The organism is Corynebacterium sp. H113 (assembly GCF_037572315.1).
Taxonomy (GTDB): domain Bacteria; phylum Actinomycetota; class Actinomycetes; order Mycobacteriales; family Mycobacteriaceae; genus Corynebacterium.
On the sequence record NZ_JBBHKZ010000004.1, the window covers coordinates 112,422 to 136,011 of the forward strand.

General features: G+C 58.1%; 17 protein-coding genes and 1 pseudogene. 11 read left to right on the forward strand and 7 right to left on the reverse strand.

The genetic code is table 11. The features are described from left to right. Nucleotides 1-31 precede the first annotated feature (31 nt). From dnaK to exaC, 5 genes are all read left to right on the forward strand, one after another. Nucleotides 32-1,876 carry a molecular chaperone DnaK gene (gene dnaK / locus WG938_RS08825; protein ID WP_339979794.1) on the forward strand — a complete coding sequence of 615 codons (1,845 nt, stop codon included), beginning with the start codon at nt 32-34 and terminating at the stop codon, nt 1,874-1,876. Between the two features lie 3 nt (nt 1,877-1,879). Beyond that, nucleotides 1,880-2,497: a nucleotide exchange factor GrpE gene (gene grpE, locus WG938_RS08830; protein WP_339979795.1), complete on the forward strand. Its 618-nt coding sequence runs from the start codon at nt 1,880-1,882 to the stop codon at nt 2,495-2,497. A gap of 58 nt (nt 2,498-2,555) precedes the next feature. Beyond that, complete coding sequence (gene dnaJ, locus WG938_RS08835; RefSeq protein ID WP_339979797.1) at nt 2,556-3,785, forward strand: molecular chaperone DnaJ; 1,230 nt, start codon at nt 2,556-2,558, stop codon at nt 3,783-3,785. Nucleotides 3,786-3,893: 108 nt separating this feature from the next. After that, the gene (locus WG938_RS08840; protein WP_445292917.1) at nt 3,894-4,241 is read left to right on the forward strand and encodes a heat shock protein transcriptional repressor HspR; all 348 of its coding nucleotides are present in this window, start codon (nt 3,894-3,896) and stop codon (nt 4,239-4,241) included. 268 nt (nt 4,242-4,509) lie between these two features. After that, nucleotides 4,510-6,054 carry an acetaldehyde dehydrogenase ExaC gene (gene exaC / locus WG938_RS08845; RefSeq protein WP_339979799.1) on the forward strand — a complete coding sequence of 515 codons (1,545 nt, stop codon included), beginning with the start codon at nt 4,510-4,512 and terminating at the stop codon, nt 6,052-6,054. On the opposite strand, the gene WG938_RS08850 is transcribed toward exaC, so the two are convergent. Together WG938_RS08850 and WG938_RS08855 are read right to left on the reverse strand one after the other, a co-directional pair. Further along, a complete protein-coding gene (locus tag WG938_RS08850) occupies nt 6,051-7,463 on the reverse strand; it encodes an alpha/beta hydrolase (protein WP_339979800.1) in 1,413 nt (470 codons plus the stop codon). The two genes, exaC and WG938_RS08850, sit on opposite strands and share 4 nt — an antisense overlap. Continuing rightward, a complete protein-coding gene (locus WG938_RS08855; protein ID WP_339979801.1) occupies nt 7,460-7,771 on the reverse strand; it encodes a hypothetical protein in 312 nt (103 codons plus the stop codon). Before WG938_RS08855 ends, WG938_RS08850 begins: the two co-directional genes overlap by 4 nt. A 138-nt stretch (nt 7,772-7,909) precedes the next feature. Between WG938_RS08855 and WG938_RS08860 the strand changes: the two genes are divergently transcribed. Next, nucleotides 7,910-8,773 carry a nitrilase-related carbon-nitrogen hydrolase gene (locus WG938_RS08860; protein WP_339979802.1) on the forward strand — a complete coding sequence of 288 codons (864 nt, stop codon included), beginning with the start codon at nt 7,910-7,912 and terminating at the stop codon, nt 8,771-8,773. Then, nucleotides 8,770-10,266 (forward strand): PucR family transcriptional regulator, encoded by a 1,497-nt coding sequence (locus WG938_RS08865; protein WP_339979804.1) that lies wholly within the window; start codon nt 8,770-8,772, stop codon nt 10,264-10,266. Before WG938_RS08860 ends, WG938_RS08865 begins: the two co-directional genes overlap by 4 nt. A 13-nt stretch (nt 10,267-10,279) precedes the next feature. On the opposite strand, the gene WG938_RS08870 is transcribed toward WG938_RS08865, so the two are convergent. Genes WG938_RS08870 through gabT form a run of 4 tightly spaced genes read right to left on the reverse strand, consistent with a single transcriptional unit; the run spans nt 10,280 to nt 15,446 of the window. Further along, nucleotides 10,280-11,437, reverse strand: a complete 1,158-nt coding sequence (locus tag WG938_RS08870) for a CaiB/BaiF CoA transferase family protein (protein ID WP_339979806.1) — start codon at nt 11,435-11,437, stop codon at nt 10,280-10,282. Then, nucleotides 11,434-12,891, reverse strand: coding sequence for an aldehyde dehydrogenase family protein (locus WG938_RS08875; RefSeq protein ID WP_339979808.1), 1,458 nt, complete (start codon nt 12,889-12,891; stop codon nt 11,434-11,436). Before WG938_RS08875 ends, WG938_RS08870 begins: the two co-directional genes overlap by 4 nt. Beyond that, entirely contained in the window at nt 12,888-14,051 is a 1,164-nt protein-coding gene (locus tag WG938_RS08880; protein WP_339979809.1) for an acyl-CoA dehydrogenase family protein, read from the reverse strand. Before WG938_RS08880 ends, WG938_RS08875 begins: the two co-directional genes overlap by 4 nt. Before the next feature lie 60 nt (nt 14,052-14,111). Next, nucleotides 14,112-15,446 (reverse strand): 4-aminobutyrate--2-oxoglutarate transaminase, encoded by a 1,335-nt coding sequence (gene gabT / locus WG938_RS08885; RefSeq protein ID WP_339979811.1) that lies wholly within the window; start codon nt 15,444-15,446, stop codon nt 14,112-14,114. A 261-nt stretch (nt 15,447-15,707) separates the two neighbouring features. On the opposite strand from gabT, the pseudogene WG938_RS08890 reads away from it, so the two are divergent. Next, nucleotides 15,708-17,081, forward strand: a pseudogene (locus tag WG938_RS08890) (amino acid permease); the annotation flags it as partial. Between the two features lie 558 nt (nt 17,082-17,639). Here WG938_RS08890 and WG938_RS08895 read toward each other — a convergent pair. Then, on the reverse strand, nt 17,640-18,527 hold the full coding sequence (locus WG938_RS08895; RefSeq protein ID WP_339979814.1) for a fructose bisphosphate aldolase: 888 nt from the start codon (nt 18,525-18,527) through the stop codon (nt 17,640-17,642). Nucleotides 18,528-18,960: 433 nt separating this feature from the next. Here WG938_RS08895 and clpB point away from each other — a divergent pair, with 433 nt between their 5' ends. The 3 genes from clpB (at nt 18,961) to WG938_RS08910 (ending at nt 23,574) form a co-directional block, all read left to right on the forward strand. After that, the gene (clpB, locus tag WG938_RS08900; protein ID WP_339979815.1) at nt 18,961-21,531 is read left to right on the forward strand and encodes an ATP-dependent chaperone ClpB; all 2,571 of its coding nucleotides are present in this window, start codon (nt 18,961-18,963) and stop codon (nt 21,529-21,531) included. 243 nt (nt 21,532-21,774) lie between these two features. Beyond that, nucleotides 21,775-22,788, forward strand: a complete 1,014-nt coding sequence (locus WG938_RS08905; protein ID WP_339979816.1) for an ABC transporter ATP-binding protein — start codon at nt 21,775-21,777, stop codon at nt 22,786-22,788. Next, entirely contained in the window at nt 22,789-23,574 is a 786-nt protein-coding gene (locus WG938_RS08910; RefSeq protein ID WP_339979817.1) for an ABC transporter permease, read from the forward strand. It abuts the gene before it with no gap. Nucleotides 23,575-23,590: the final 16 nt, after the last annotated feature.

Genomic DNA, 23,590 nt, shown 5'->3' on the forward strand with positions numbered 1-23,590 from the left:
CCGCGACGCAGACTCTAGAAAGGTTTTCACTATGGGACGCGCAGTAGGTATTGACCTCGGTACTACGAACTCTTGTGTTTCGGTACTGGAAGGTGGCGAAGCTCAGGTTATTGCGAACTCTGAAGGTTCGCGTACCACTCCTTCGGTTGTAGCTTTCGCGAAGAATGGCGAAGTTCTGGTTGGTCAGTCGGCAAAGAACCAGGCAGTTACCAATGTTGACCGCACCATCCGCTCGGTAAAGCGCCACATGGGCACCGACTGGACCGTCGAGATCGACGACAAGAAGTACACCGCTCAGGAAATCTCCGCTCGTACGCTGATGAAACTGAAGCGCGACGCAGAGTCCTACCTTGGCGACGACGTCACTGACGCAGTTATTACCGTTCCTGCATACTTCAACGATGCAGAGCGCCAGGCAACCAAGGAAGCAGGCCAGATTGCCGGCCTGAACGTTCTCCGTATTGTTAACGAGCCAACCGCAGCTGCTCTGGCTTACGGCCTGGAGAAGAACGACAAGGACCAGACCATCCTGGTATTCGACCTCGGTGGCGGTACCTTCGACGTTTCCCTCCTGGAAATCGGCGACGGTGTTGTTGAGGTTCGCGCAACCGCAGGCGACAACCGCCTCGGCGGCGACGACTGGGATCAGCGCATCGTTGACTGGCTCGTCGAGAAGTTCAAGTCCTCCAATGGCATTGACCTGACCAAGGACAAGATGGCTCTGCAGCGTCTCCGCGAGGCAGCAGAGAAGGCAAAGATCGAGCTGTCTTCTTCGCAGCAGGCATCCATCAACCTGCCATACATCACCGTTGATGCTGACAAGAACCCACTGTTCTTGGACGAGACCCTGACCCGCACTGAGTTCCAGCGCATCACCCAGGATCTCCTGGATCGTACCCGCAAGCCATTCCAGCAGGTCATCGCAGACGCTGACATCCCTGTGTCTGACATCGACCACGTTGTTCTGGTTGGTGGCTCCACCCGTATGCCAGCAGTCTCTGACCTGGTCAAGGAGCTGACCGGCGGTCGCGAGCCAAACAAGGGTGTCAACCCAGATGAGGTTGTTGCAGTAGGCGCTGCTCTGCAGGCAGGCGTTCTGCGTGGCGAGGTCAAGGACGTTCTGCTTCTCGACGTCACCCCACTGTCCCTCGGTATCGAAACCAAGGGCGGCGTGATGACCAAGCTGATCGAGCGCAACACCACCATCCCAACCAAGCGTTCCGAGACCTTCACCACCGCCGAGGACAACCAGCCTTCGGTACAGATTCAGGTCTTCCAGGGCGAGCGTGAGATGGCATCTGCGAACAAGCTGCTCGGCTCCTTCGAGCTCGGTGGCATTGCTCCAGCACCACGTGGCGTTCCTCAGATCGAGGTCACCTTCGACATTGACGCAAACGGCATCGTTCATGTCACCGCGAAGGACAAGGGCACCGGCAAGGAAAACAAGATCACCATCCAGGACGGTTCCGGCCTCTCGCAGGAAGAAATCGACCAGATGATCAAGGACGCCGAGGCTCACGCAGAAGAGGATAAGAAGCGCCGCGAGGAGCAGGAAATCCGTAACTCTGCAGAGTCCATGGCCTACCAGACCCGCAAGTTCGCTTCCGAGAACGAGGACAAGGTTTCCCAGGAAATCCGCGACCGCGTTGAAGAAGCAGCCAAGGAAGTCGACGAGGCTTTGAAGGGCACCGACCTCGAGGCAATCAAGTCTGCGGTTGAGAAGCTGTCGACCGAGTCTCAGGAAATGGGCAAGGCAATCTACGAGTCCGAGGCAGCACAGGGCGCAACCCAGGCTGACGCAGCTGAGGGCGAAGCACCTGCCGACGACAACGTCGTCGACGCTGAGGTCGTAGACGAAGACGAAAAGGACAAGTAAACCATGTCTGACCAGGATAAAAACCTGGCCGACCAGGTTAACGAAGTCTTCGACAACGCCGACCTGTCCGACGTAGCGGATCCCGCCGACACCGCACAGGCAAGCGCAGCAAACGCTGACGCGGCCGATGCGGTCGACGGCGAGGTCCTCGACGCCGAGGTAACCGATGCAGCTGATGCGGATGCCACCGATGGTGCTGAGGATGCTCTCAAGGCTGAACTGGCCGAGCGCACCGAGGACCTGCAGCGTGTCTCCGCAGAGTTCGCGAACTACCGTCGCCGCGTCGACCGCGATCGTGCACTCGACCGTGAGTTGGCAAAGTCGAAGGTCATCAACGAACTCCTTCCACTTGCCGACGATCTCGACCGAGCGGAACAGCACGGCGACCTGTCCGATGGCCCCCTCAAGGCTTTCGCAGACAAGTTCCGTAGCACGTTGACCTCGCTCAAAGTCGAGTCCTTCGGCGAAGAAGGCGAAGAGTTCGACCCTAACCTGCATGAAGCAGTGCAGGATACGTCGAACGGTGATGACAAGGCGCTGGCAGCGGTGCTCCGCAAGGGCTACCGCCTAGAAGACCGCGTCATCCGTACGGCGATGGTGGTAATTGGCGATCCGTCGTAAAGCGACATCGCAACAAACAAATCTCTGATGTGGGCAGAAAGAAAGGAGGAGATGCCCCATGACACAGCGAGAATGGGCCGAAAAGGACTATTACGCGGATTTGGGTGTCTCTAAATCTGCGACGCATGACGAGATTCGAAAGACCTACCGCAAACTCGCGCGCGAAAACCACCCCGACAAAAACCCCGGAAACAAGGCAGCAGAAGAGAAATTCAAACGAGTTTCCGAAGCCTACTCCGTGGTCGGCGACGAGGACAAGCGTAAAGAGTACGACGAACTCCGCGCAGCCCTGAAGGGCGGAATGCGATTCCCAGGTTCGGGTGGTTTCGGACCTGGTGGGTTCAGCGGTGGCTTCGGCGGTGCTGGCGGACCAGGTGGCTTCGCAGCTGGTGGCACCGGTGCCGGTGGAGGCTTCGACTTCGACGTATCCGACTTGTTCGGTGGCGGCGCAGGTGGCGGCCTAGGTGACTTCCTCAGCGGCTTCGCAGCTGGTGGGGCAGGAGCTGGTGCCGGTACTGGCCGCCCTCGGGCGCGTCGCGGTGCTGATGTCGAGACGGAAATTACCCTCGACTTCCGCGAGGCAGCCAAGGGCGTCACCATCCCGCTGCAGCTGACCAACCCGTCGCCGTGTACCTCCTGTAATGGGTCGGGTGCGAAAGCGGGGACGTCACCACGCAAATGTGGCACGTGTAGCGGCAGCGGATTCGTCGACGAGCAACGCGGTGCCTTTGGCTTCTCCAAGCCATGTACCGATTGCGGTGGCCAAGGCACAATCATCGACGACCCATGCCCAGACTGCAGTGGCACTGGCGTTACGACGCGCCGACGCACCATCACCGTCCGCGTTCCAGCGGGTGTCGTCGATGGGCAGAAGGTTCGGCTCGCCGGACAAGGTGAGGCCGGTCTGCGCGGCAAGCCAGCAGGTGACCTGTTTGTGAAGGTGCACGTCCAACCGGACGAAGTTTTCACCCGCACCGGCAACGATCTCGAAGTCACTGTGCCAGTCAGCTTCGGCGAACTGGCGCTAGGTGGCACGATCACGGTCCCGACACTCGACGGCAAAATCCGCGTCCGCGTCCCAGCGGGCACGCGCGATGGTCGTACGCTGCGGGTTCGCGGTCGTGGCATCCCGAAGCGCAACGGCACCCCAGGCGATCTGCTGGTTACCGTGCGGGTTCAGGTACCAACCAAACTTGACGACGCCGCAACCTCCGCACTCCGCAACTACATCGAAGCGGAACGGGCCTCCGGGTTCGATCCCCGTGAAGGATGGGCAGGTGCGAAGTAAATGGCTGAAGAGAAGTCGACTGGCAGCGAGCAGGGTCCTGCTGAGCGCAGAACTGCCAAAGCACACGCTGATTTCTTTGTAATTTCAGTTGCCGCCGATCTCGCCGGCATGCATGCCCAAACCTTGCGGACGTATGACCGAATGGGTTTGGTCACGCCGGTGCGAACGCGTGGTGGTGGTCGTCGATACTCGAAGCGAGATGTCGATCTTCTTCGTGAAATTCAGCGACTCAGCCAGGAAGAGGGAGTCAACCTTGCGGGAATCAAGGCGATTATCGAACTGAATTCCAAGGTAGAGAAGCTGAAGGAAGAGAACGAACGTCTGCAAGAGGAACTTCGAATCTCCGAAGCGCAGCGCATCCAGGCACAGCGAGGTCGCTCACGTGGCGAGCTCGTACACGTCCCACGATCCACTGCGGTCGTGATGTGGGAGCCACGGAGGCGTCGCAAAGCGTAGGACATAAAACGTCGCAGGGAGGTGTTGCGCAATGCAGCATGACCCTGCGACTTATGCATGAGTGGGCAACATTTCGGGCTGATATTCGGCTGCAAATGTTGCCCACTCAGTCATATTGAGTGTTCACTCATCTTTCCCGGACATTTGTCGCCAAAACTGTACACATCGGCGAACTCAGTCACTAAGGTGTGAGCCACGCCACTCAGTTACCTGTTTGAGGCATGAAACGGCGCGTACCGACACGGAATGACACGGGAAGGCACTCACCATGACCGCACAAGAATCCAACAACGCCAACGTTTACGCGAATCCGAACACCGAAGGATCGCTAGTTCAGTTCAAGAAGCGCTACGAGAACTTCATTGGTGGCCAGTGGGTTCCGCCTGTCGACGGCCAGTACATGGACAACATTTCTCCAGTCAACGGTGAAGTGTTCTGTGAGGTAGCGCGATCGAACGAGAAGGACATTGAAAAGGCCCTCGATGCAGCTCACGCAGCAAAGGACTCGTGGGCCTCGGTCGCCGCTGCTGATCGCGCACTAATCTTGCACCGCATTGCAGACCGCATGGAAGAGCACCTCGAAGAGATCGCTGTTGCCGAGACGTGGGAAAACGGCAAGGCTATCCGTGAAACTCTCGCTGCTGACATCCCGCTTGCTATCGACCACTTCCGCTACTTTGCGGGTGTCGTCCGCACGCAGGAAGGCCGCATTAGCCAGATCGATGACAATACGGTCGCGTACCACTTCAACGAGCCACTCGGCGTGGTCGGCCAGATCATTCCGTGGAACTTCCCAATTCTGATGGCAGCGTGGAAGATTGCACCGGCGTTGGCGGCGGGCAACTGTATCGTCATGAAGCCTGCGGAGCAAACCCCGGTTTCCATCCTGTACTTGATCGAGATCATCCAAGACCTCCTGCCGGAGGGCGTCCTCAACGTTGTCAACGGTCTTGGCGCGGAGGCAGGCGCTGCGCTGACGGCTTCGAACCGCATTGCGAAGATTGCGTTCACCGGTTCGACCCCAGTGGGCAAGCTCATCCACGAGGCAGTATCCGACAAGGTCATTCCGGTCACGCTCGAGCTGGGCGGCAAGTCGCCATCGGTGTTCTTCCCGGATGTCATGGATCGTGACGACGACTACCTGGAGAAGTGTGTCGAAGGCTTGACTATGTTCGCGCTCAACCAGGGTGAAGTGTGTACCTGCCCATCGCGTGCGCTGATTCATGAGGACATTGCGGAAGAGTTCCTGAAGCTTGCAGTTGAGCGAGTGAAGAAGATCAAGACCGGCAACCCGCTCGATCCTTCCGTCATGATGGGTGCGCAGGCATCCCAGGAACAGATGGACAAGATTGCTGGTTACCTGGAGTCGAGCCCGAAGGAGGGCGCAGAGGTTCTGACTGGTGGCAGCGTTGCACAGATGGAAGGCCTTGATGGTGGCTACTACATTGAGCCGACCATCTTGAAGGGCGACAACTCCATGAAGTGCTTCCAGGAGGAGATTTTCGGACCTGTTTTGGCAGTGACCACCTTCAAGGATTTCGATGAGGCAATGGAGATCGCGAATGACACGATGTTCGGCCTCGGTGCAGGTGTCTGGAGTCGTGATCAGCAGAACGCGTACCGTGCCGCGCGTGCCATCAAAGCCGGTCGCGTGTGGGTGAACAACTACCACAATTACCCAGCTCACGCCGCTTTCGGTGGCTACAAGGAGTCCGGTATTGGCCGTGAGAATCACATGATGATGATGGCTCACTACCAAGAGGTCAAGTGCATGCTCGTCTCCTACGACAACAAGCCAACCGGCCTGTTTTAGCCCGGTCCCGACCCCGACATGCTTCGCGTCCACTTCTCAGTCTCGGATGTGAAGCGCTGGTCGCCAAAATAGTGCTCCGTGTGGGCTTTCGGAATCTCCGAAAGCCCACGCAAGCGTTCCAACCACGATTCGTCAGCCCGCTGCAGATCCAGCACTGTCGCTCCGAATTCCTCGTCTGCGACATCGCGCCCATGCACGCCGATGCCCGCTGCGGCGCGAATAGGATCGAGCGGGGAGGTCGCGACTCCCACGCGCCCGCTGGTGTCGGCGGTGCTGTAACGGGAGCCGTCGTTACGCAGTAGACGCATGTCGGCAATGGAATTGATGCCACGCCCTGCCCCTGGTGGTGCAACCAATAACACCTGGTCGGCATGTAAACCAGTGCCACGTGTCGCCTGCGCCACGACCGTCGCCCCATAGCTATAGCCAGCTACAACCTGCTTCGGCACACCAGCTTCCGCGAGTCCGGCCTGGAAATTCTGCAAGCGCGACGACGCCGTTTCGTAGTAGTCCGCCGACGCAGCCTCCGTCAGATTGGGTGGCGCATCATATGACCACAACACCACCGCAACGTCCTCTGAATCATCCATCAGCGCCAACGCGCGCTCCGTTTGCGCTGCCAAATCCGCTGAATTCGAGTTCGTCCCAGGAACAAGCGTGACGACGGTCTCCGCCTCAGCAATATCCCCAAAAGCTACCGCAGAATGCCCTGGAGAGGCCTCCAAAACAGTGATGGGAGGTGTGGAACTGCTGCTTGAGGAACTGCTGGTCAAGGTAGATATTGATTGGATCTCAGCCGGAGTGAGGTGTAAACCAGCGAGATCGACAGGTGCGAGTGACTCGAAACCGGTAGCCGTGGAGTTCAAGCGCATCGAGTCTGGAACGAGCGAAGCGATAGTGGTGCTAAAGCGTCGATCGGCATCAAGGACATTGTGAAAAGCCGACTGGATAGCCACTTGATAGAAATGCGCCTCCGCTTCGGCTGCGTGGGCTGATTCGGTACCGCTGGTGGCAGACGCAGTTGACGGTGCGGACGACAACGCAGTCGACGACGCAACAGTAACGGTTCCATCGCGACGATCAACACGCAGACCAGCACTTTCAGCACCGGCGACCGCAGCTTTCAGCGTTGCCAGCGGTTCCTCCACTTCCTGCTGCGCCTGCACGATGGCATACGCGACCCTTTGCAAACCACCGGCATCACGAATCATCTGCTGAGATTGCTCGCCAATGCGTGCATCTCCGGCATCTCGCGCGCGCCCGTCAAAATCGAAACGAGGAACGGTGCCCAGCGCCTGTTCCACATCGACACTTGCGCTTTTCAGCAGTTTCGAGACCGATTGAAAACGTCGCGCAACCTGTAATAACTCGCGTGGTTGCCATGACAGGACAGTTGCCAAATCTGTCATGCTGCCGCCACAAACGCATTCTTCAATCGAGAAGCAAAGGACACCTCGGCAGCTTCGATCTCGGCAGCGATTAGCTCGGGGACGTTAGCCAAATCGTAAACATCCACCGCTTCACGATCCAACTCTTCCGCCCACCGCTGCGCAGTCGCTCCCACTGCCTCCGCAATTGCGGAACCAGCCAGCACACGACCGCTCCTGCCCGCGCCGTCAGTCAACATCGCCAACCCCTCCACACGCCCCGCGATCTCGCGCAGCGACGCAGCCAACGAGTCAAGAACACCGGGATTCACCGTCATAGAATTCTGCATGACTTAACGGTGGCCGTCGCAAAGCAAATGCGAAAGGCCACAACCCCGCCGCTGTGGACAACTCGCCCCGAAACACCACATGTGGATAACTTCGCCGAACCCGCCTCGACAATCCGTGGGAGTCGGTAACCTGGGCGCATGCGTATCGCACTGGTTCAGCTACTGCTTTCCGACGATCCCCAGGACAACAAATCTGCCGTGCTCGAAGCAATCGAGCGGGGCAAAAATAATCAGGTTGACCTGCTGGTTTTCCCAGAAGCCACGATGAAGGCGTTTGGGGCCGGCAGGTTGGACACGGTTGCGGAGCCGCTCGATGGCCCGTGGGCTACCGAGATTGCCGAGGCTGCTGCTGCAGCAGGCGTGACGGTTGTGGTGGGTATGTTCCGTCCGGCAGACACCGTGGTGCGGGATGGTAAAGAGCGCAATCGTATCTTCAATACGCTGCTGTGCGCGGGGCCGGAGGAAGACGGTTCGCCGTTTGTCGAGTACTACGACAAGCGCCACCTTTTCGATGCGTTTGGTTACAACGAATCGGACACCGTCGCGCCGGGCGAGGGCCTGGTTGTGGTGGACATTCCTGTTCGCAACGAAGAATCTGGATCAGTGTCGCTGGGCCTGTCTACCTGCTTCGATGTGCGTTTCCCGGAGCAATTTGTCAGTCTCGCAGAGCTTGGTGCACAGGTCATCGCGTTGCCGGCGTCGTGGAACGATGGCCCCGGCAAGGTGCGCCAATGGCAGACGCTCGTGTCTGCGCGAGCACTCGACTCGACGTGCTTCGTCGCGGCCACCGGTGCAGCCCGACCGGGTGGCGCCGCGAAGGCAGGCAGGCCAGAAGGCCCAACCGGTGTTGGTCATTCATTCGTAGCCAGCCCGGACGGGGATGTTCTCGGCTCCGCAGGCTACGACCAGCAGTTTGTGATGGTCGACATTGATCTGAACGAAATCTCCCGCTTGCGTAAGGAGATCCCGGTCCTCGAGATTCGCGACAAGGAACGGGAGTGAAACTAACCGTCGCATCTCTGTCAGCCCGCCCGGATCTGGGTCTGACACTGCTCAGTGCATTCGACACCGCCCGCGTCACGCCAGTTGAGTGGGCACATGCGATCGACCGCGTCGACTCCGACCGCTGGATTGCACCCGGCACCTTGGTGTTGACGTCTGGTTACCAATTTCTTGACGACGACTCTCATCTCGCCGACCAGATAGACAAGCTGAAGCGAGCCGGTGCATGCGCGGTTGCCGTTGATACCGGAGGTCGATGGGAAACTGTCCCTGACGTGCTTATACGTAGGGGAGAAGACATTGGTTTCCCCGTTCTTGCCGTCAATGCGGACACTCCGTTCACCACGGTGGTGCGTGCCGTGGCCGAGGACATCACGGCATCACGTGTGCGTCGACTGTCCAACCTCATTACGACGCAGAGCAACCTCGTCCGCACGATGCTGCGCGCTGGCATCGTTCAAGTAGTCAAAGATCTCGCACGCGAGCTTGACGCGGTGGTCATTGTCGTGGACAACCACGGCGGTGTCACCGCCAGTGCGGGCGAAACCCAGCTCATCGCCACCACGTTGACCCCGCCGCCGTATTCACCACAGGTTTCAGGATCGAAGATTCACGCTCGCGGTGCTCGTCTCGTACAGCCACTGACCGGCGCAGTCGTCGGTCAAGGCGCGCTTATCATTGACTCATCCAGGCAATTCGATGAATCCGACCGGCTTCTGGTCAGCTATGCCGCCGCTATCATCTCACTATCCCGGTCGCGGTCACTGGCAGTACACGTCGCCGAGGAACGGCTGCGCAAGCAAGCCATGGCCGACCTCATCCATGGCGAGACTCCCAGCGCAGATAACCTCGCACTTTTCGGCCTTGACCAGGACACTTCCGTTCATGGTCTATATATTCGCGGTCGGAACCTCGACACCGAACTTCTCACGGAGGAACTCCAAGGTCTTGGCGTGAGATTCTTGCTGGCGGAAGCTTCGTCACGCAATTCCTTTGTCGCCATCCACGATGGCGCACCAGCGATTGCGCGCACCCTTCTGAAACGCCTGTCGGCACGCAGCATCGGAGTCAGCATTGGCATCGGTGCCCGCGTCGCCCTGCACAAAGCCGCGCTTACCGTAAACCAAGCTGAAGTCGCGCTACCAAAAGAGGCCGCCGTTGGCGCCCTCCGATCAATCGAAGAAATGCCAGCTCACGACCTCATTTTCGGCCTACTTAACGACGGCGCAGCTCACCACATTCTCACCGGTGGCGCCTACCGCAAGCTCATCGAACATGACGTCGCACATAACGACGACCTCGTAGAAGCAGCCGAAGCTTTCATTGACTCCAACGGTCGGTTTGAGGCGATGGCACGCAAACTGGGAATACACCGGCAAACTGCGCGCACCCGCGCCGACCGCATTGAAGACATCGTCGGCGCAAGCCTCGACGACCCGGACCTACGAGCCGAACTGTGGCTCGCATTCCGGGCCGCGAAGCTGCGTCACTAGTAGTGAGTCCTCTTTACTCGCCCTGCTTTGGTGGTGGTGTCCGATACGTCGCCGGAGTTTCCGAAAACGTCAGCGGATTACGCACGCTTGGCACACCATCAATCTCGACTCGAGGTTCCAATCCGAGAGAGGCCGCAAACTCGAAAGCCTCCTCAATATTGTTGACCGGACCTGCAGGAACACCCACCTCAGCTAGTTCCGCGAACCACTCATCCGCGCCTTTTGCGGCCAATGCCTGCTCCAACAACACCCGCAACTCCTCGCGGTTTTCCACACGAAGGGGATTGGTGACGAAACGAGGATCGTCGGCAAGCGTGGGCACACCGAGAACCGTCACAAACCGAGCGAACAGTGAATCATTGCCACCGGCCACAGCAAGCTTACGATCGGCCGTGGGATACACCTCGTACGGGCTAATCGACGGATGCCGATTACCCATCGCCGACGCCACCTTGCCTGCACCCAGAAACGCGGAAGCCTGGTTAACCAGCGACGATAGTGAGCACGACAGCAAATCTGTGTGGACCCGCTGACCTGCGCCCGTCGCATCGCGGTGGCGCAATGCGGCCAAGACGCCAAATGCGAGATGCAGACCAGTCAGCACATCGACAACCGCGACGCCGACCTTTACTTCCTCGCCCGGCCCCTGACCAGTAATAGACATGAGGCCACCCGTGGCTTGCACAACCAGGTCGTATCCACCCAGGCGAGCACCTTTGCCCTCACCGAAACCCGACAGGGAAGCGTAGACGATACGCGGATTTTCCTTCGACAACTCTTCATAACCCAGCCCGAGACGATCCATGGTGCCGGGCCGAAAGTTCTCAATAACCACATCTGCGCGCAGCGCCAGTTCACGGGCACGTGCAACATCATCCGGGTTGCGCAAATCCAGGGACACGGACTTCTTATTGCGATTCACCGACGCAAAATACGTCGCCTGACCGTCCGGGCCATACGGCGGGCCCCAGGCGCGAGTGTCATCACCAACGCCAGGACGCTCGACCTTAATGACCTCCGCGCCCAAGTCCGCCATCATCATCGTGGCGTACGGGCCTGCGAGAACCCGCGAGAAATCCGCGACGACGATCCCATCGAGCGCGCCTGCTTCAGACCCCGCACCAGCGCCCTTGACTGCACCCGCACCCGCTTCAGGCGCGCCGCTCGTCATCGAGGCCACCGACCGAGGTACATCGTCGTTGTCCGCGTGAAGAACTCGCGTGCCGCCCGACCTTGTTCCTTCGGCCCGAATCCGGACGCGCCCGCACCGCCGAACGGCACATGCGGATCTGCACCAGAAGTTTCCGAGTTCACGTGCAAAATACCCACTTCAAGACGCTCCGACGCATCAAACGTTGCCGCCAGCGAATCCGTGAATACCGCCGCCGACAGCCCGTACTCGCCGTAGTCCGCAGCTTCGAATGCCTCGTCGGCATCCTCCACCACGAGTAACGACAACACCGGCCCGAACAGTTCCTCAACCCACAGGCGATGATCCGTCGACTCCACTTTCACCACAGTCGGCTCCATGAAGTACCCGCCGGGACACCCGTCAATCTCCAGCTTCCCGCCACCAACCAGGACTTCTGCCTGCTTGCCGACGGAATCCGCCACAGCATCAACGATGTAGTCACGGGAACCGGCGTCGATAAGCGGACCCATAGCAACGCCTTCTGCCAGCGGATCGCCGGTGACACGCTTGGACAGCTGCTCGAGGAGTTCCTTCGTAAACGCCTCAGCGACCTCGCGGACAACAACGACACGTGAGGTCGCCGTGCACTTCTGACCAGTCGAATTGAACGCACCATTGATAACCTGCGTTGCTGCATACGAAAGATCAGCATCTGCCAGCACGATCGCAGGATTCTTGCCACCGAGTTCCGCCTGCACTGGAATCCCCACCGCAGCACACTTGGACGCGATCATGCGTCCGACCTTCGTCGAACCGGTAAACGTCAATGCGTTGACGCGCTCGTCTTCCTGCAATACCGCTGTAGCTGACGACGGCGCGACCACGAGGTTCAGCACACCCGCAGGCAATCCAGCCTGGTCAAGAGCCTGAGCAAGACGAACCGCGAGCAGCGGAACCGACTGCGCTGGCTTCCACACCATCGTATTTCCGTGAATAAGTGCTGGTGCGGCCTTCCATGCTGGAATAGCGATAGGGAAGTTGAATGGCGTAATCATCGAGACAACACCTACTGGGCGACGCACAACTTCGATTCGTTCACCAGCGCGTGGAGAGTGGTAAATTTCGCCTGCGTCTTGGGTCGCTTCGGTCGCCTGGAAATCCAGTATCGCCGCAGCACGATTCACCTCACCGACACCTTCTGCGAGGGTCTTGCCCTCTTCCGCAGACAGCTCGTGGCCCCACGCATCGGCGTTGTCGCGGATGATCTCGGCAGCACGCTTCAAAATGGTGGCGCGCTCTGCGATAGGCATCGATGCCCATGCAGCACGAGCCTCATCGGCAGCTGCTAGTGCCAACTCGACCTGTTCAGCAGTAGCCAAACGGCCTGCTGCAATGACTTCATCGGGACGCGTAGGCGAGGTAGACGAAAACTCTTGACCAGCACCGGCGACCCACTCACCGCCGATGAGGTGTTCAATCAATGCTGGGCTCATCGGAATGCTGCCTCTCCGGTCAGTGCGTTGCCGAGAATCAGCTGGTGCATCTCAGCGGTGCCCTCGTAGGTCAGAACCGACTCGAGGTTATTCGCGTGTCGAATAGGGGAGTACTCAGTTGTAATGCCAGAAGCACCCAGCAAGGTACGGCACTGACGAGCAATCTTGATAGCTTCACGAGTGGAGTTCAGCTTGCCCAGGGAAATGGACTCCTTTGGCAGGGTGCCTTCGTCCTTCATACGGCCGATCTGCAATGCCAACAGCATGCCCTTGTCCAGTTCCAGAACCATGTCTGCAAGCTTCGCCTGGGTCAGCTGGTAAGCAGCGAGTGACTTGTCGAAGACTTTACGTTCCTTGACGTACTCCAGAGTCTGGTCAATGCAGTCACGAGCAGCACCAAGCGCACCGAATGCGATGCCGAAGCGTGCTTCGTTCAGGCACGACAGTGGACCACGCAGTGTGTTGACCTCTGGAAGGCGAGCGGAGTCCGGGAGGCGGACGTCGTCAAGTACCAGCTCAGAGGTAATGGATGCGCGCAGCGACATCTTGCGCTCAATGTCGTGGGTGGTGAAGCCCTTCATGCCCTTTTCAACGAGGAAGCCAGCATAACCGTCGTCGGTCTGTGCCCAGACGACGGCGACGTCGGCAAGCGAACCGTTGGTGATCCACATCTTCGTGCCGTTGAGGATCCAGTCGTCGCCATCGCGCTTCGCGAACGTACGCATACCTGCTGGGTTCGAGCCGAAATCAGGCTCGGTCAAACCGAAGCAACCGATTGCTTCACCCTCGGCCATGCGTGGTAGCCAGTTCTGCTTCTGCTCCTCAGAGCCCCACTTCCAGATGGCGTACATTGCCAGCGAGCCCTGAACGGACACGAAGGAACGGATACCAGAGTCAACAGCCTCCAGCTCCATGCACGCCAGGCCGTAAGCAACTGCCGAGGTGCCCGCACAACCGTAACCTTCCAGGTGCATACCGAGCACGCCCATCTGGCCGAAAACGGGACCCAGATCGCGTGGAATGGTGTGATCCTCGAACCACTCTTCGATGTGTGGACGCAGATCGCGGTCGCAGAACTCACGAACGGTGTCGCGGATCTGGCGTTCCTCCAGAGTAAGCATGGAATCGAGACCAATGAGCTGGGAGTGGGTGTACGTCATGAGAAAAGTCCTTTCAGAAAAATGATCAGGTGTAGGAACAAGCACAGGTGTAAGAAATGACTACTTCGCCAGTTCCTCGACCAAAATGTCCATTGCTTCGTTCAATAGTTCGTTCGAAATCGACAGCGGTGGCAGCAGTCGCAGTACGTTGCCGTACGTGCCGGCAGTCAATACCAGCACGCCACGCTGTTCGCAGGCGCGCGCAACAGCCGCCACCTTTGCTGAATCGGGGGTCTTGCCACCAGGGACGATGAGTTCCGCCGCCACCATTGCGCCCCGGCCACGAACATCGCCGATTGCTGGATTCGACTTCTGTGCGTCCGTGAGCTTGGTGGTCATGATCTCGCCGACCTCCCGCGCGCGCTGTGGCAAATTGTCGCGCTCACATGCGTTCAGAACTTCAAGGGCTGCAGCACATGCAACTGGGTTGCCAGCATAGGTACCACCGATACCGCCACGGTGCGGCGCATCCATTGCATCGGCGCGACCAACCACTGCAGCAATTGGATAGCCACCACCGAGCCCCTTCGCCAAGGTCATCAGGTCTGGCTCCACGCCCTCATGCTCCACCGCGAACATCGAGCCCGTGCGGGCGATGCCGGTCTGCACTTCGTCAGCGACGAACAAAATGCCACGCTCCTGGCAGAATGCCGCGAGCTTGGTCAGGAAACCTTCTGGCGGAACGATGAAGCCACCCTCGCCCTGAATTGGTTCCAGCACCACACAAGCGATGTTCTCGGCACCGACCTGTGCATCAACGATGAGCTCTAGCTGCGCCATCGCACCATCAGCTGCTTCCTCTGCGCCACCTGGCCAGCGATATGCGTAGGGGCTTGGCGCGCGGTAGACCTCGCCAGGGAAAGGGCCGAACGACTTCTTGTACGGATTGTTCTTTGCAGTCATGGCCATGGTCATGTTCGTACGTCCATGGAAAGCGTGGTCAAAAACCACAACGCCACCGCGACCGGTGAAGGCACGCGCGTACTTCACCGCATTCTCCAACGCCTCCGCACCGGTCGAGAACAGCGCAGCACGCTTCTCACCCGAGCGCGGCATGATCTCCACCAGCTTTTCGACGAGCGCCAAGTACGGCTCATACTGCTGATTCAGGAAGCAGGTGTGAGTCAGGAGCTCAGCCTGAGCATTCGCGGCAGCGACTACCTTCGGATCTGCGTTGCCGACGGTCGTCGTCGCAATGCCGGAACCGAGGTCGATGAGTCGGTTGCCGTCGACATCCTCCACGATGCCGCCACCTGCGCGGTACGCCCAGGATTGTTGCGCTGCACCCAAACCTGCTGGCAGCACTGCTGCTGCGCGCTCGGAGAGGGCTTTGGACTTCGGGCCTGGGATCTCTGTGGACACGAGACGGGTCTGTGGAAGGTCGACTCCAGCCATGGGGAGCTCCTTTCTAAGTTTCTGCTCATTGTTACTGGGAGCAATTGATGTGTTGTGAATCACTTTGGCGTGAAAATGGTGACGCACGCTATCGACATTTGAGTGAATGAAATTGCCGTATTTCGACACTTTGGCGATTTGGATCTAATTTGCCCAGCGTTAATGTGTTCCCAATCACACCAATAAGGCGTAGTTAAACCTGAATTGGACGGCAGCTAGATAGCAGCTGGAAAGCAGCGAGAGAGGCAACGCATGACTTGTATGAACTCAGCAGAAGGGGTGGTCGAGAACGAAGAACTTCGTTCTGACCTCTCGAAACGGCACCTCACCATGATTTCCATGGGTGGCACAATTGGTGCAGGCTTCTTCGTAGGTCTTTCGGGTCTGATCGTTGTCGCAGGCCCGGCGGCAATCGTGACCACCGCCGTAGCTGGCATCATCGTGTATCTTGTCATGCGCATGCTGGGCGAGATGGCCGTTGCTAAGCCGTCTACCGGCTCTTTCGTGGATTATGCGCGTATGGCTTTCGGGCGCTGGGCGGGATTTTCCACCGGCTGGTTGTACTGGTATTTCTGGGTGATCGTGGTCGGCATCGAAGCGGTCGTCGGTGGCGAACTTATCGCGCGATGGGTACCAGGAATCCCCCAATGGATCACAGCAGTCGTCATTTTGTCGGCGATGATCGCCGTCAATCTTCTTTCCGTGAAGAGCTTTGGTGAGGCCGAGTATTGGTTCGCTGGCATCAAAGTCGTCGTCATTGTGGCGTTCATCATCGCGGGCTTCGCATTCTTGGCGGGTCTGTGGAGTGGCAACGTGGGCGATGCTGCCCAGGTTTCGAACCTGTGGGACCACGGCGGATTCGTTCCAAATGGAGTGTCAGCGATCTTTGTCGGCGTCGTCACGGTTATTTTCTCGATGACCGGTGCAGAGCTTGTGACCATCGCAGCTGCTGAGTCCTCGCACCCAGCTGATGCGATTCGTCGCACGACTCAGACAGTCGTTGTTCGTATTCTCGCGTTCTTCGTTATCTCCACTGCGCTGCTGGTATCGATTCTCCCGTGGACGAGCTACGAAGCTGGTGTATCGCCGTTCATTACTGCACTTGATGCGATGGGTGTCCCGTATACCGCAGATATCTTGAACTTCATCGTGCTGGTTGCGGTGCTGTCCTGCTTGAACTCGGGCCTGTACACGGCGTCCCGCATGATCTTTACCCAGGGCCGCAACGGCGATGCGCCAGCGTGGATGACCCGAGTGAACGAGCGAGGCGTGCCAACCGGTGGCATCTTCTTCTCATCCATCGTTGGCTTCATCTGTATTGCTGCTGGTTATGTTTGGCCAGACACCATTTTCATCTATCTCGTCAATAGCTCTGGTGCAGTGGTGTTGTTCGTCTACGTATTCATTGGTTTGTCGCAGATCAAGCTGCGACCACGCTTCGAACGCGAGCTTGCTGGCGCGGGTGGCCTGACCTTCAAGATGTTCGGTTGGCCTGTCATTCCAGCACTCGTCACTGGCCTCATTGTGGTCATCCTGGTGACCATGGGTATCCGCGAAGCGACGCGCGGAGAGTTCCTGCAGTCAATGGCGAGCTTGGTGGTGGTCATTATCCTTGGCATCTTCCTGCAGAAGACCGGTATTAAGGGCCGCTACGAGGGCTTGCCGACGACGCTGCCACAAGGCGTGGACGAAGACGATTACTCGCCAGGCCGTGTGTACGAGACGCCAGAGCACTTCGGCGAGTGGCCACATTTCGGAGACCTGAGCGAGCTGGGTGATCGCATCCACTTAGGGCCACGTCCTCGATGGGTGCGTCGCGATGGCAAGGGTGGTGCCGAACGCGGTGGCCATGGTGTGAATGACGAAGGACACCTGCGACCTGGCCATATTGGGCCGAAGGAAGCGCGCACTGAAGCAGTCGGTAGCAAGTCTGCAAACGCTGAGGCTGCGAACGCGGAATAACTACCGCCCGCACTCCTCATGCGCACTTATGACCGAGCCTGCAACATTTAACGGCGAATTATCGCTGAATTTGTTGCAGGCTCGGTCATAAGTGGCTCAATGTCCAGGTGAATGACCAGGTGATTGACGCAAAAACGCCCTGGCCACACTCACCACGAAAGGGAAGTACGGCCAGGGCGTTCATCGTACGTAGCTAAAAGAGCTACCTACCAAGGAACCGAGACGAATCGATTAGGAAACCGAAGCGTCGTAGATGCCCTTGACGGAGTCAGCCATCGTTGCGTTGAACTCTTCGTCGGACTGGTTAGCGCTCAGGCCCTCGGACAGTGCGCGGGAGAACGAAGCAATCATGCCGTTGTTGCGAGCCAGGCGTGCGTTTGCATCCTCGCGCTCGTAACCACCGGAGAGCGCGACAACGCGCATGACGCGTGGGTGCTCGATCAGTGGAGCGTAGAAGTTGTCAACGGTTGGGATGGTGACCTTGATCATGACCTGCTGGTCTTCTGGCAGAGCGTCGAGGCCCTTCAGCATTTCGTCGCGGACGATAGCTTCAGCCTGCTCCTTGTCAGCAGCGTTGATGTCTACCTCTGGTTCCAGGATTGGAACGAGACCGTGGGACAGAACCTGCTTGCCGAACTCGAACTGCTGAGCAATGTTTGCCTTGATGCCCTCTTCGTTTGCCTCAGCAATGAAGGAACGCATCTTGGTGCCGAAGATGCCCTTAGCGACAGCGCGCTCGAGCAGCTCGTCCAGACCTGGGCATGGCTTCATCAGCTGAACGCCATTCTCTGCATCTGCAAGGCCCTTATCGGTCTTCAGGAAAGGAACAATGCCCTTCTTCTCCCACAGGTACTGAGCGGTTGGGATGCCCTCGATCTCGCGATCCATGGTCTGCTCGAACAGGATTGCGCCGATGATGGAATCCGAGTTGAACGAAGGGGAGGTGATGATACGGGTACGCATCTCGTGGACCAGGTCGAACATCTCATCTTCGTTAGACCATGCGTCCTCGGTGATGCCGTACAGGCCGAGAGCCTTAGGCGTGGATCCGCCGGACTGGTCCAGTGCGGCGATGAAGCCCTTGCCCTCGGTCATCTTTTTTGCCTGCTCGGTATTCATACAGATCCTTTCGGTAAGGAAGAAGAAGATTCATTCACGAGCGTAATCAAGAATCCGAGAACCCGCTCGTCATAAAGGGGTAGTTTGTGCTTTCCGACGTCTCTCGCCCGGGCAATATCTTCTTTCGACGCACAAGAACCGTCGATGACCAGCGTAGTTAGTGGGGAACCGTCGTAATGCCGGATGGAATGGCGTGGAAACAATGTGCTGAATCGTTATAGAGATGTTCTTGGGATAGTGGCTAGTGCGGGACGCGAATGTCGCCAAAGTTATGTCGAGGCGATATTAATGCCCGATGTGGTTTAACTCACATCAACTTTCAGGGTTGAGTGGAACAGACTCAATGTGTGGAGCGTTATGGAGAGTAAGAAGCGAAGTTGAGTGTATCTAACTCAAGGTGACGGTAGACTCGCAACTAAACAAGGAGGAAAACATGAGCTTCACACCAACCACAAAGACGAATGAGGTTTTGCAGGCGGCGCTGAAGTCGGCGTCGTCGGCAGGTAATCCTGATATCCGGCCAGGCCACCTCCTGGTAGCGCTGCTGGAGCAGGAGGACGGGATTGCTGCGCCACTGCTGGAAGCTGCGGGAGTTAACCCGGATGGTGTGCTCACGCGTGCTCGTGAGCTGGTTAACGGTTACCCAAAGGCATCGGGTTCCAATATGGCGAATCCTCAGTTTAACCGCGATGCGCTGAATGCTATTACGGCCGCGGAAGAGCTGGCGGGCGAACTTGGAGACGAGTATGTCTCGACGGAAGTGTTGCTCATCGGTATTGCAACGGGTTCAAACGATGCGGGCAAGGTGCTCGCAGAATCCGGCGCTACGGCTGAGGCGCTTCGCGGTGCGTTGACGTCGGTGCGTGGTAATCGCCGTGTGACCACGGATAATCCAGAAGAGCAGTACCAAGCTCTAGAGAAGTACGCCACGGACCTGACGGCTCGCGCTCGTGAGGGCAAGATTGACCCGGTTATTGGCCGTGACGCCGAAATTCGTCGTGTCGTGCAAGTGCTTAGCCGCCGTACGAAGAACAACCCTGTGCTGATTGGTGAGCCGGGTGTTGGTAAGACCGCGATTGTGGAAGGTCTTGCGCGTCGTATCGTCGCAGGCGATGTGCCGGAGTCGTTGAAGGGTAAGACTCTGATGAGCCTTGACCTGGGTTCGATGGTCGCTGGTGCGAAGTACCGCGGTGAGTTCGAAGAGCGTCTGAAGGCTGTTCTGGACGAGATTAAGGAATCGGACGGTCAGATCGTCACCTTCATTGATGAGATCCACACCATTGTTGGCGCAGGTGCCACCGGTGATGGGTCGATGGATGCGGGCAACATGATTAAGCCGATGCTGGCTCGTGGTGAACTTCGCCTAGTCGGTGCGACCACGTTGGACGAGTACCGCAAGTACATCGAAAAGGATGCCGCGCTGGAACGTCGTTTCCAGCAGGTTTTCGTTGGTGAGCCTTCCGTGGAAGATGCCGTTGGTATCTTGCGTGGTCTGAAAGAGCGCTATGAAGTCCACCACGGTGTGCGTATTCAGGACTCTGCGTTGGTCGCAGCTGCAACCCTGTCGGATCGTTACATCACGTCCCGTTTCCTGCCGGACAAGGCCATCGACCTCGTGGACGAGGCTGCGTCACGGTTGCGCATGGAAATCGACTCGTCGCCAGAAGAAATCGACTCGGCGGAGCGTATTGTTCGTCGTCTTGAAATCGAAGAGATGGCATTGGAGAAGGAAACCGATGTCGCCTCCGCTGAACGGCTGGAGAAGTTGCGTGAGGAACTCGCTGATGAGCGTGAGCGCCTCACCCAACTGAAGACACGCTGGCAGAACGAGAAGGGCTCCATCGAAGACGTTCGCGTGATTCGTGAGGAACTCGATGCATTGCGCACTGAGTCGGAGAAGGCGGAGCGTGAAGGCGATTACGGTCGTGTCGCAGAGCTGCGATATGGGCGTATCCCTGAGCTGGAGAAGAAGCTCGCAGAGGCTGAGAAGTCCGTCGAGCAGTCGCAGGGCGAGTCGATGCTCAACGAGGAGGTCAGCCCTCAGGAGATTGCCGAGGTGGTCTCTGCCTGGACTGGCATTCCAGCCGGCAAGATGATGCAGGGTGAAACTGAGAAGCTGCTGCAGATGGAGTCGGTGCTGGGTAACCGAGTCGTTGGCCAGCGCGAAGCTGTCGAGGCTGTGTCCGATGCGGTTCGACGTTCCCGTGCGGGAGTGGCGGATCCGAATCGTCCGACCGGTTCCTTCTTGTTCCTCGGTCCAACGGGTGTTGGTAAGACGGAGCTGGCGAAGGCACTCGCGGAGTTCCTCTTCGATGATGAGCGCGCGATGGTCCGCATCGATATGTCCGAGTACGGCGAGAAGCACTCTGTTGCACGTCTGATCGGTGCCCCTCCGGGATACGTCGGCTACGATGCCGGCGGTCAGCTGACTGAGGCTGTCCGTCGTCGTCCGTACACGGTTGTGCTTTTCGACGAAGTGGAAAAGGCTCACCCCGACGTCTTCGACGTCCTCCTGCAGGTTCTGGACGAAGGACGTTTGACCGATGGACAGGGTCGTACCGTGGACTTCCGCAACACGATTCTGATTCTGACGTCCAACCTGGGTGCTGGCGGTACCCGAGAGCAGACGATGGCGGCGGTGAAGTCGGCGTTCAAGCCAGAGTTCATTAACCGTCTGGATGATGTGGTGATCTTCGAGTCCCTGTCGGCTGAGCAGCTGCGTGGCATCGTTGATATCCAGGTCGGTGACTTGGCGAAGCGACTGGATGCACGTCGACTGGTCCTCGATGTTTCCGACGAGGCACTGGATTGGCTAGCCGAGCGTGGCTACGACCCAGCGTATGGTGCTCGTCCGCTGCGTCGACTGGTGCAGAAGGCGATCGGTGACGAGTTGGCTCGTCGTCTGCTGGCTGGCGATGTCCGCGACGGTGACCGAGTGATTGTCACGGTTGCCGAAGATGGCGATTCGCTGGCGGTGACCGGCGAAGCTCGCGACGAGGAGTAATTGCTAGTTCCTGCTCTCGCTAGCTCTCACTCTCCTTAGCCCCCACTAATTGCCCGCATTTTCACTTCTTGGCTTCGGCATCCGAACCATCAGGTGAAGAAGCGGGCAATAAGTCGTTTCTGGGGGAGCTCCGCGACACCAGAAGCACATGACATTTGTCATGCCTAAGTCATGACATTTCTGCGCTTGTTTCATGATTCGCGACACTGTTTACCAGCCCTTTTGCGCGGAATCATAAGAGTCATGAACAGCAAACAGCCTCAACCTTCTGATCACGCATTCACAGCGCCCAGTGCTAAGACCCGCACAGTCTCGGTGATTGAGGTCGCCAACCTCACGCGCGTCTACGGAAAGGGCAGCGAAAGCAATAACAAGGACCCCCACACCGCTGTCGATTCGATCTCATTCGAGGTCTATGAAGGTGAAGTGTTCGGGCTCCTCGGAACCAACGGTGCCGGCAAAACATCAACCCTCGAACTCATCGAAGGCCTTGCCCGCCCAACCGCAGGCACTGTCACCGTACTGGGAGCCGACCCACACGATGATCGCCGACTGGTTCGCCCACAGTTAGGCATCATGCTGCAATCCGGGGGCCTCCCGCAGCAGCTCAGCGTCTCCGAAACGATGACCATGTGGCAAGGAACGTGCTCAAATCCGCGCAATATCGACGAAGTGCTTCACGACGTCGACCTCACACATCGTCTCGACACTAAAGTTGGAGCATTATCAGGAGGCGAAAAGCGCCGCCTGGATCTTGCCTGCGCTTTATTGGGCAACCCAACGATTCTCTTTCTCGATGAGCCAACAACTGGACTTGACCCAGAAAGTCGCCGCAATACGTGGGAACTGCTCCTTCGCCTGAAGAAGCAGGGCGTCACCATGATGCTGACTACTCACTACCTCGAAGAAGCTCAGTTCCTGTGCGACCGCATCGCCATCATGCATGAGGGCGCAATTCAAAAGTCAGGAACACTGCGCGAATTGGTAGCCAGCGTGAATTCAGTGTTGAAGGCGGAATTGCCGGGGCAGGTGTCGTCGCAAAGCGTGCAACTGCCGGACTTCCCAGGCGCGGTTGTGGTCCAGGAAGAGAACGAACTGCGGATTGAAACGAAGAATCTGCAGGCAGACACCTTGCGTCTGCTGACGTGGGCACACGACAACGACATTGAGCTGCAGGGTTTTGCGGCCGAGCCTGCGCATCTTGAATCCGTCTTCATGTCTGTGGCGGGTCAGCACAACACCACCGAGGAGAAGTAAATGAGTTTTGCACGTATTTCCGCACTGGCGAAGGCCGAATGGCTGCAGTTCTGGCGCAACAAACTTCTGATGTATATGGCAGTGCTGTTTCCACTGGGCATGCCGGTATTCATGTTCTTCGTGGCAGGCGGTCGCGACAACCTGACCACCGTCGCAGGCGCCTCACATTACGAAACGTTCCTGCTCATGACCATGATGTTGGTTCAGTTCTACTCGGTGTTGTCGATGATAACGACGCGTCGCGACGAAGGTGTCTTGAAGCGACTTCGCACCGGTGAGGCCCTAGACGCCGAGATTTTGTTGGCTATCTGCATTCCTGGTGCAGTGATTTCATTGTTCTCTGGTGCGCTGCTTATTGGGGTTTTCCTCGCGCTGGGTGTGCCTATGCCGGAGAATATCCTTGTTATCGCCCTCGCTACGATTTTGGGACTCGTGATTTCTTCTGGTCTGGCTTTGTGGACGAGTTCGTTTACTCGTAATGCGGAAGCTGCGCAGATCACGTCGATGCCGGTCATGTTGCTGGCTATGGGATCGCTCAGCACCTTCCGGCCATTATTTGCCAATGCCGCCGACGGTCTTATCTTGCGCATTATTGATCGCACTCCGTTCGCCGCCGTCTTTGATGTCTCGTTTATCGGATGGTCAGGATCTACGTATGGCGAGATCGTGGCTGAATCTGCCGACGCTGCCGGAAGCGCAGGCGTATCACTGGCAATTGCCACGCTCTGGGCGGTCGCAGCTGTGGTGATCGGCGTGAAATCTGTGAAGTGGGATACCTACCGTTAGTCGTAATATGCCCTCT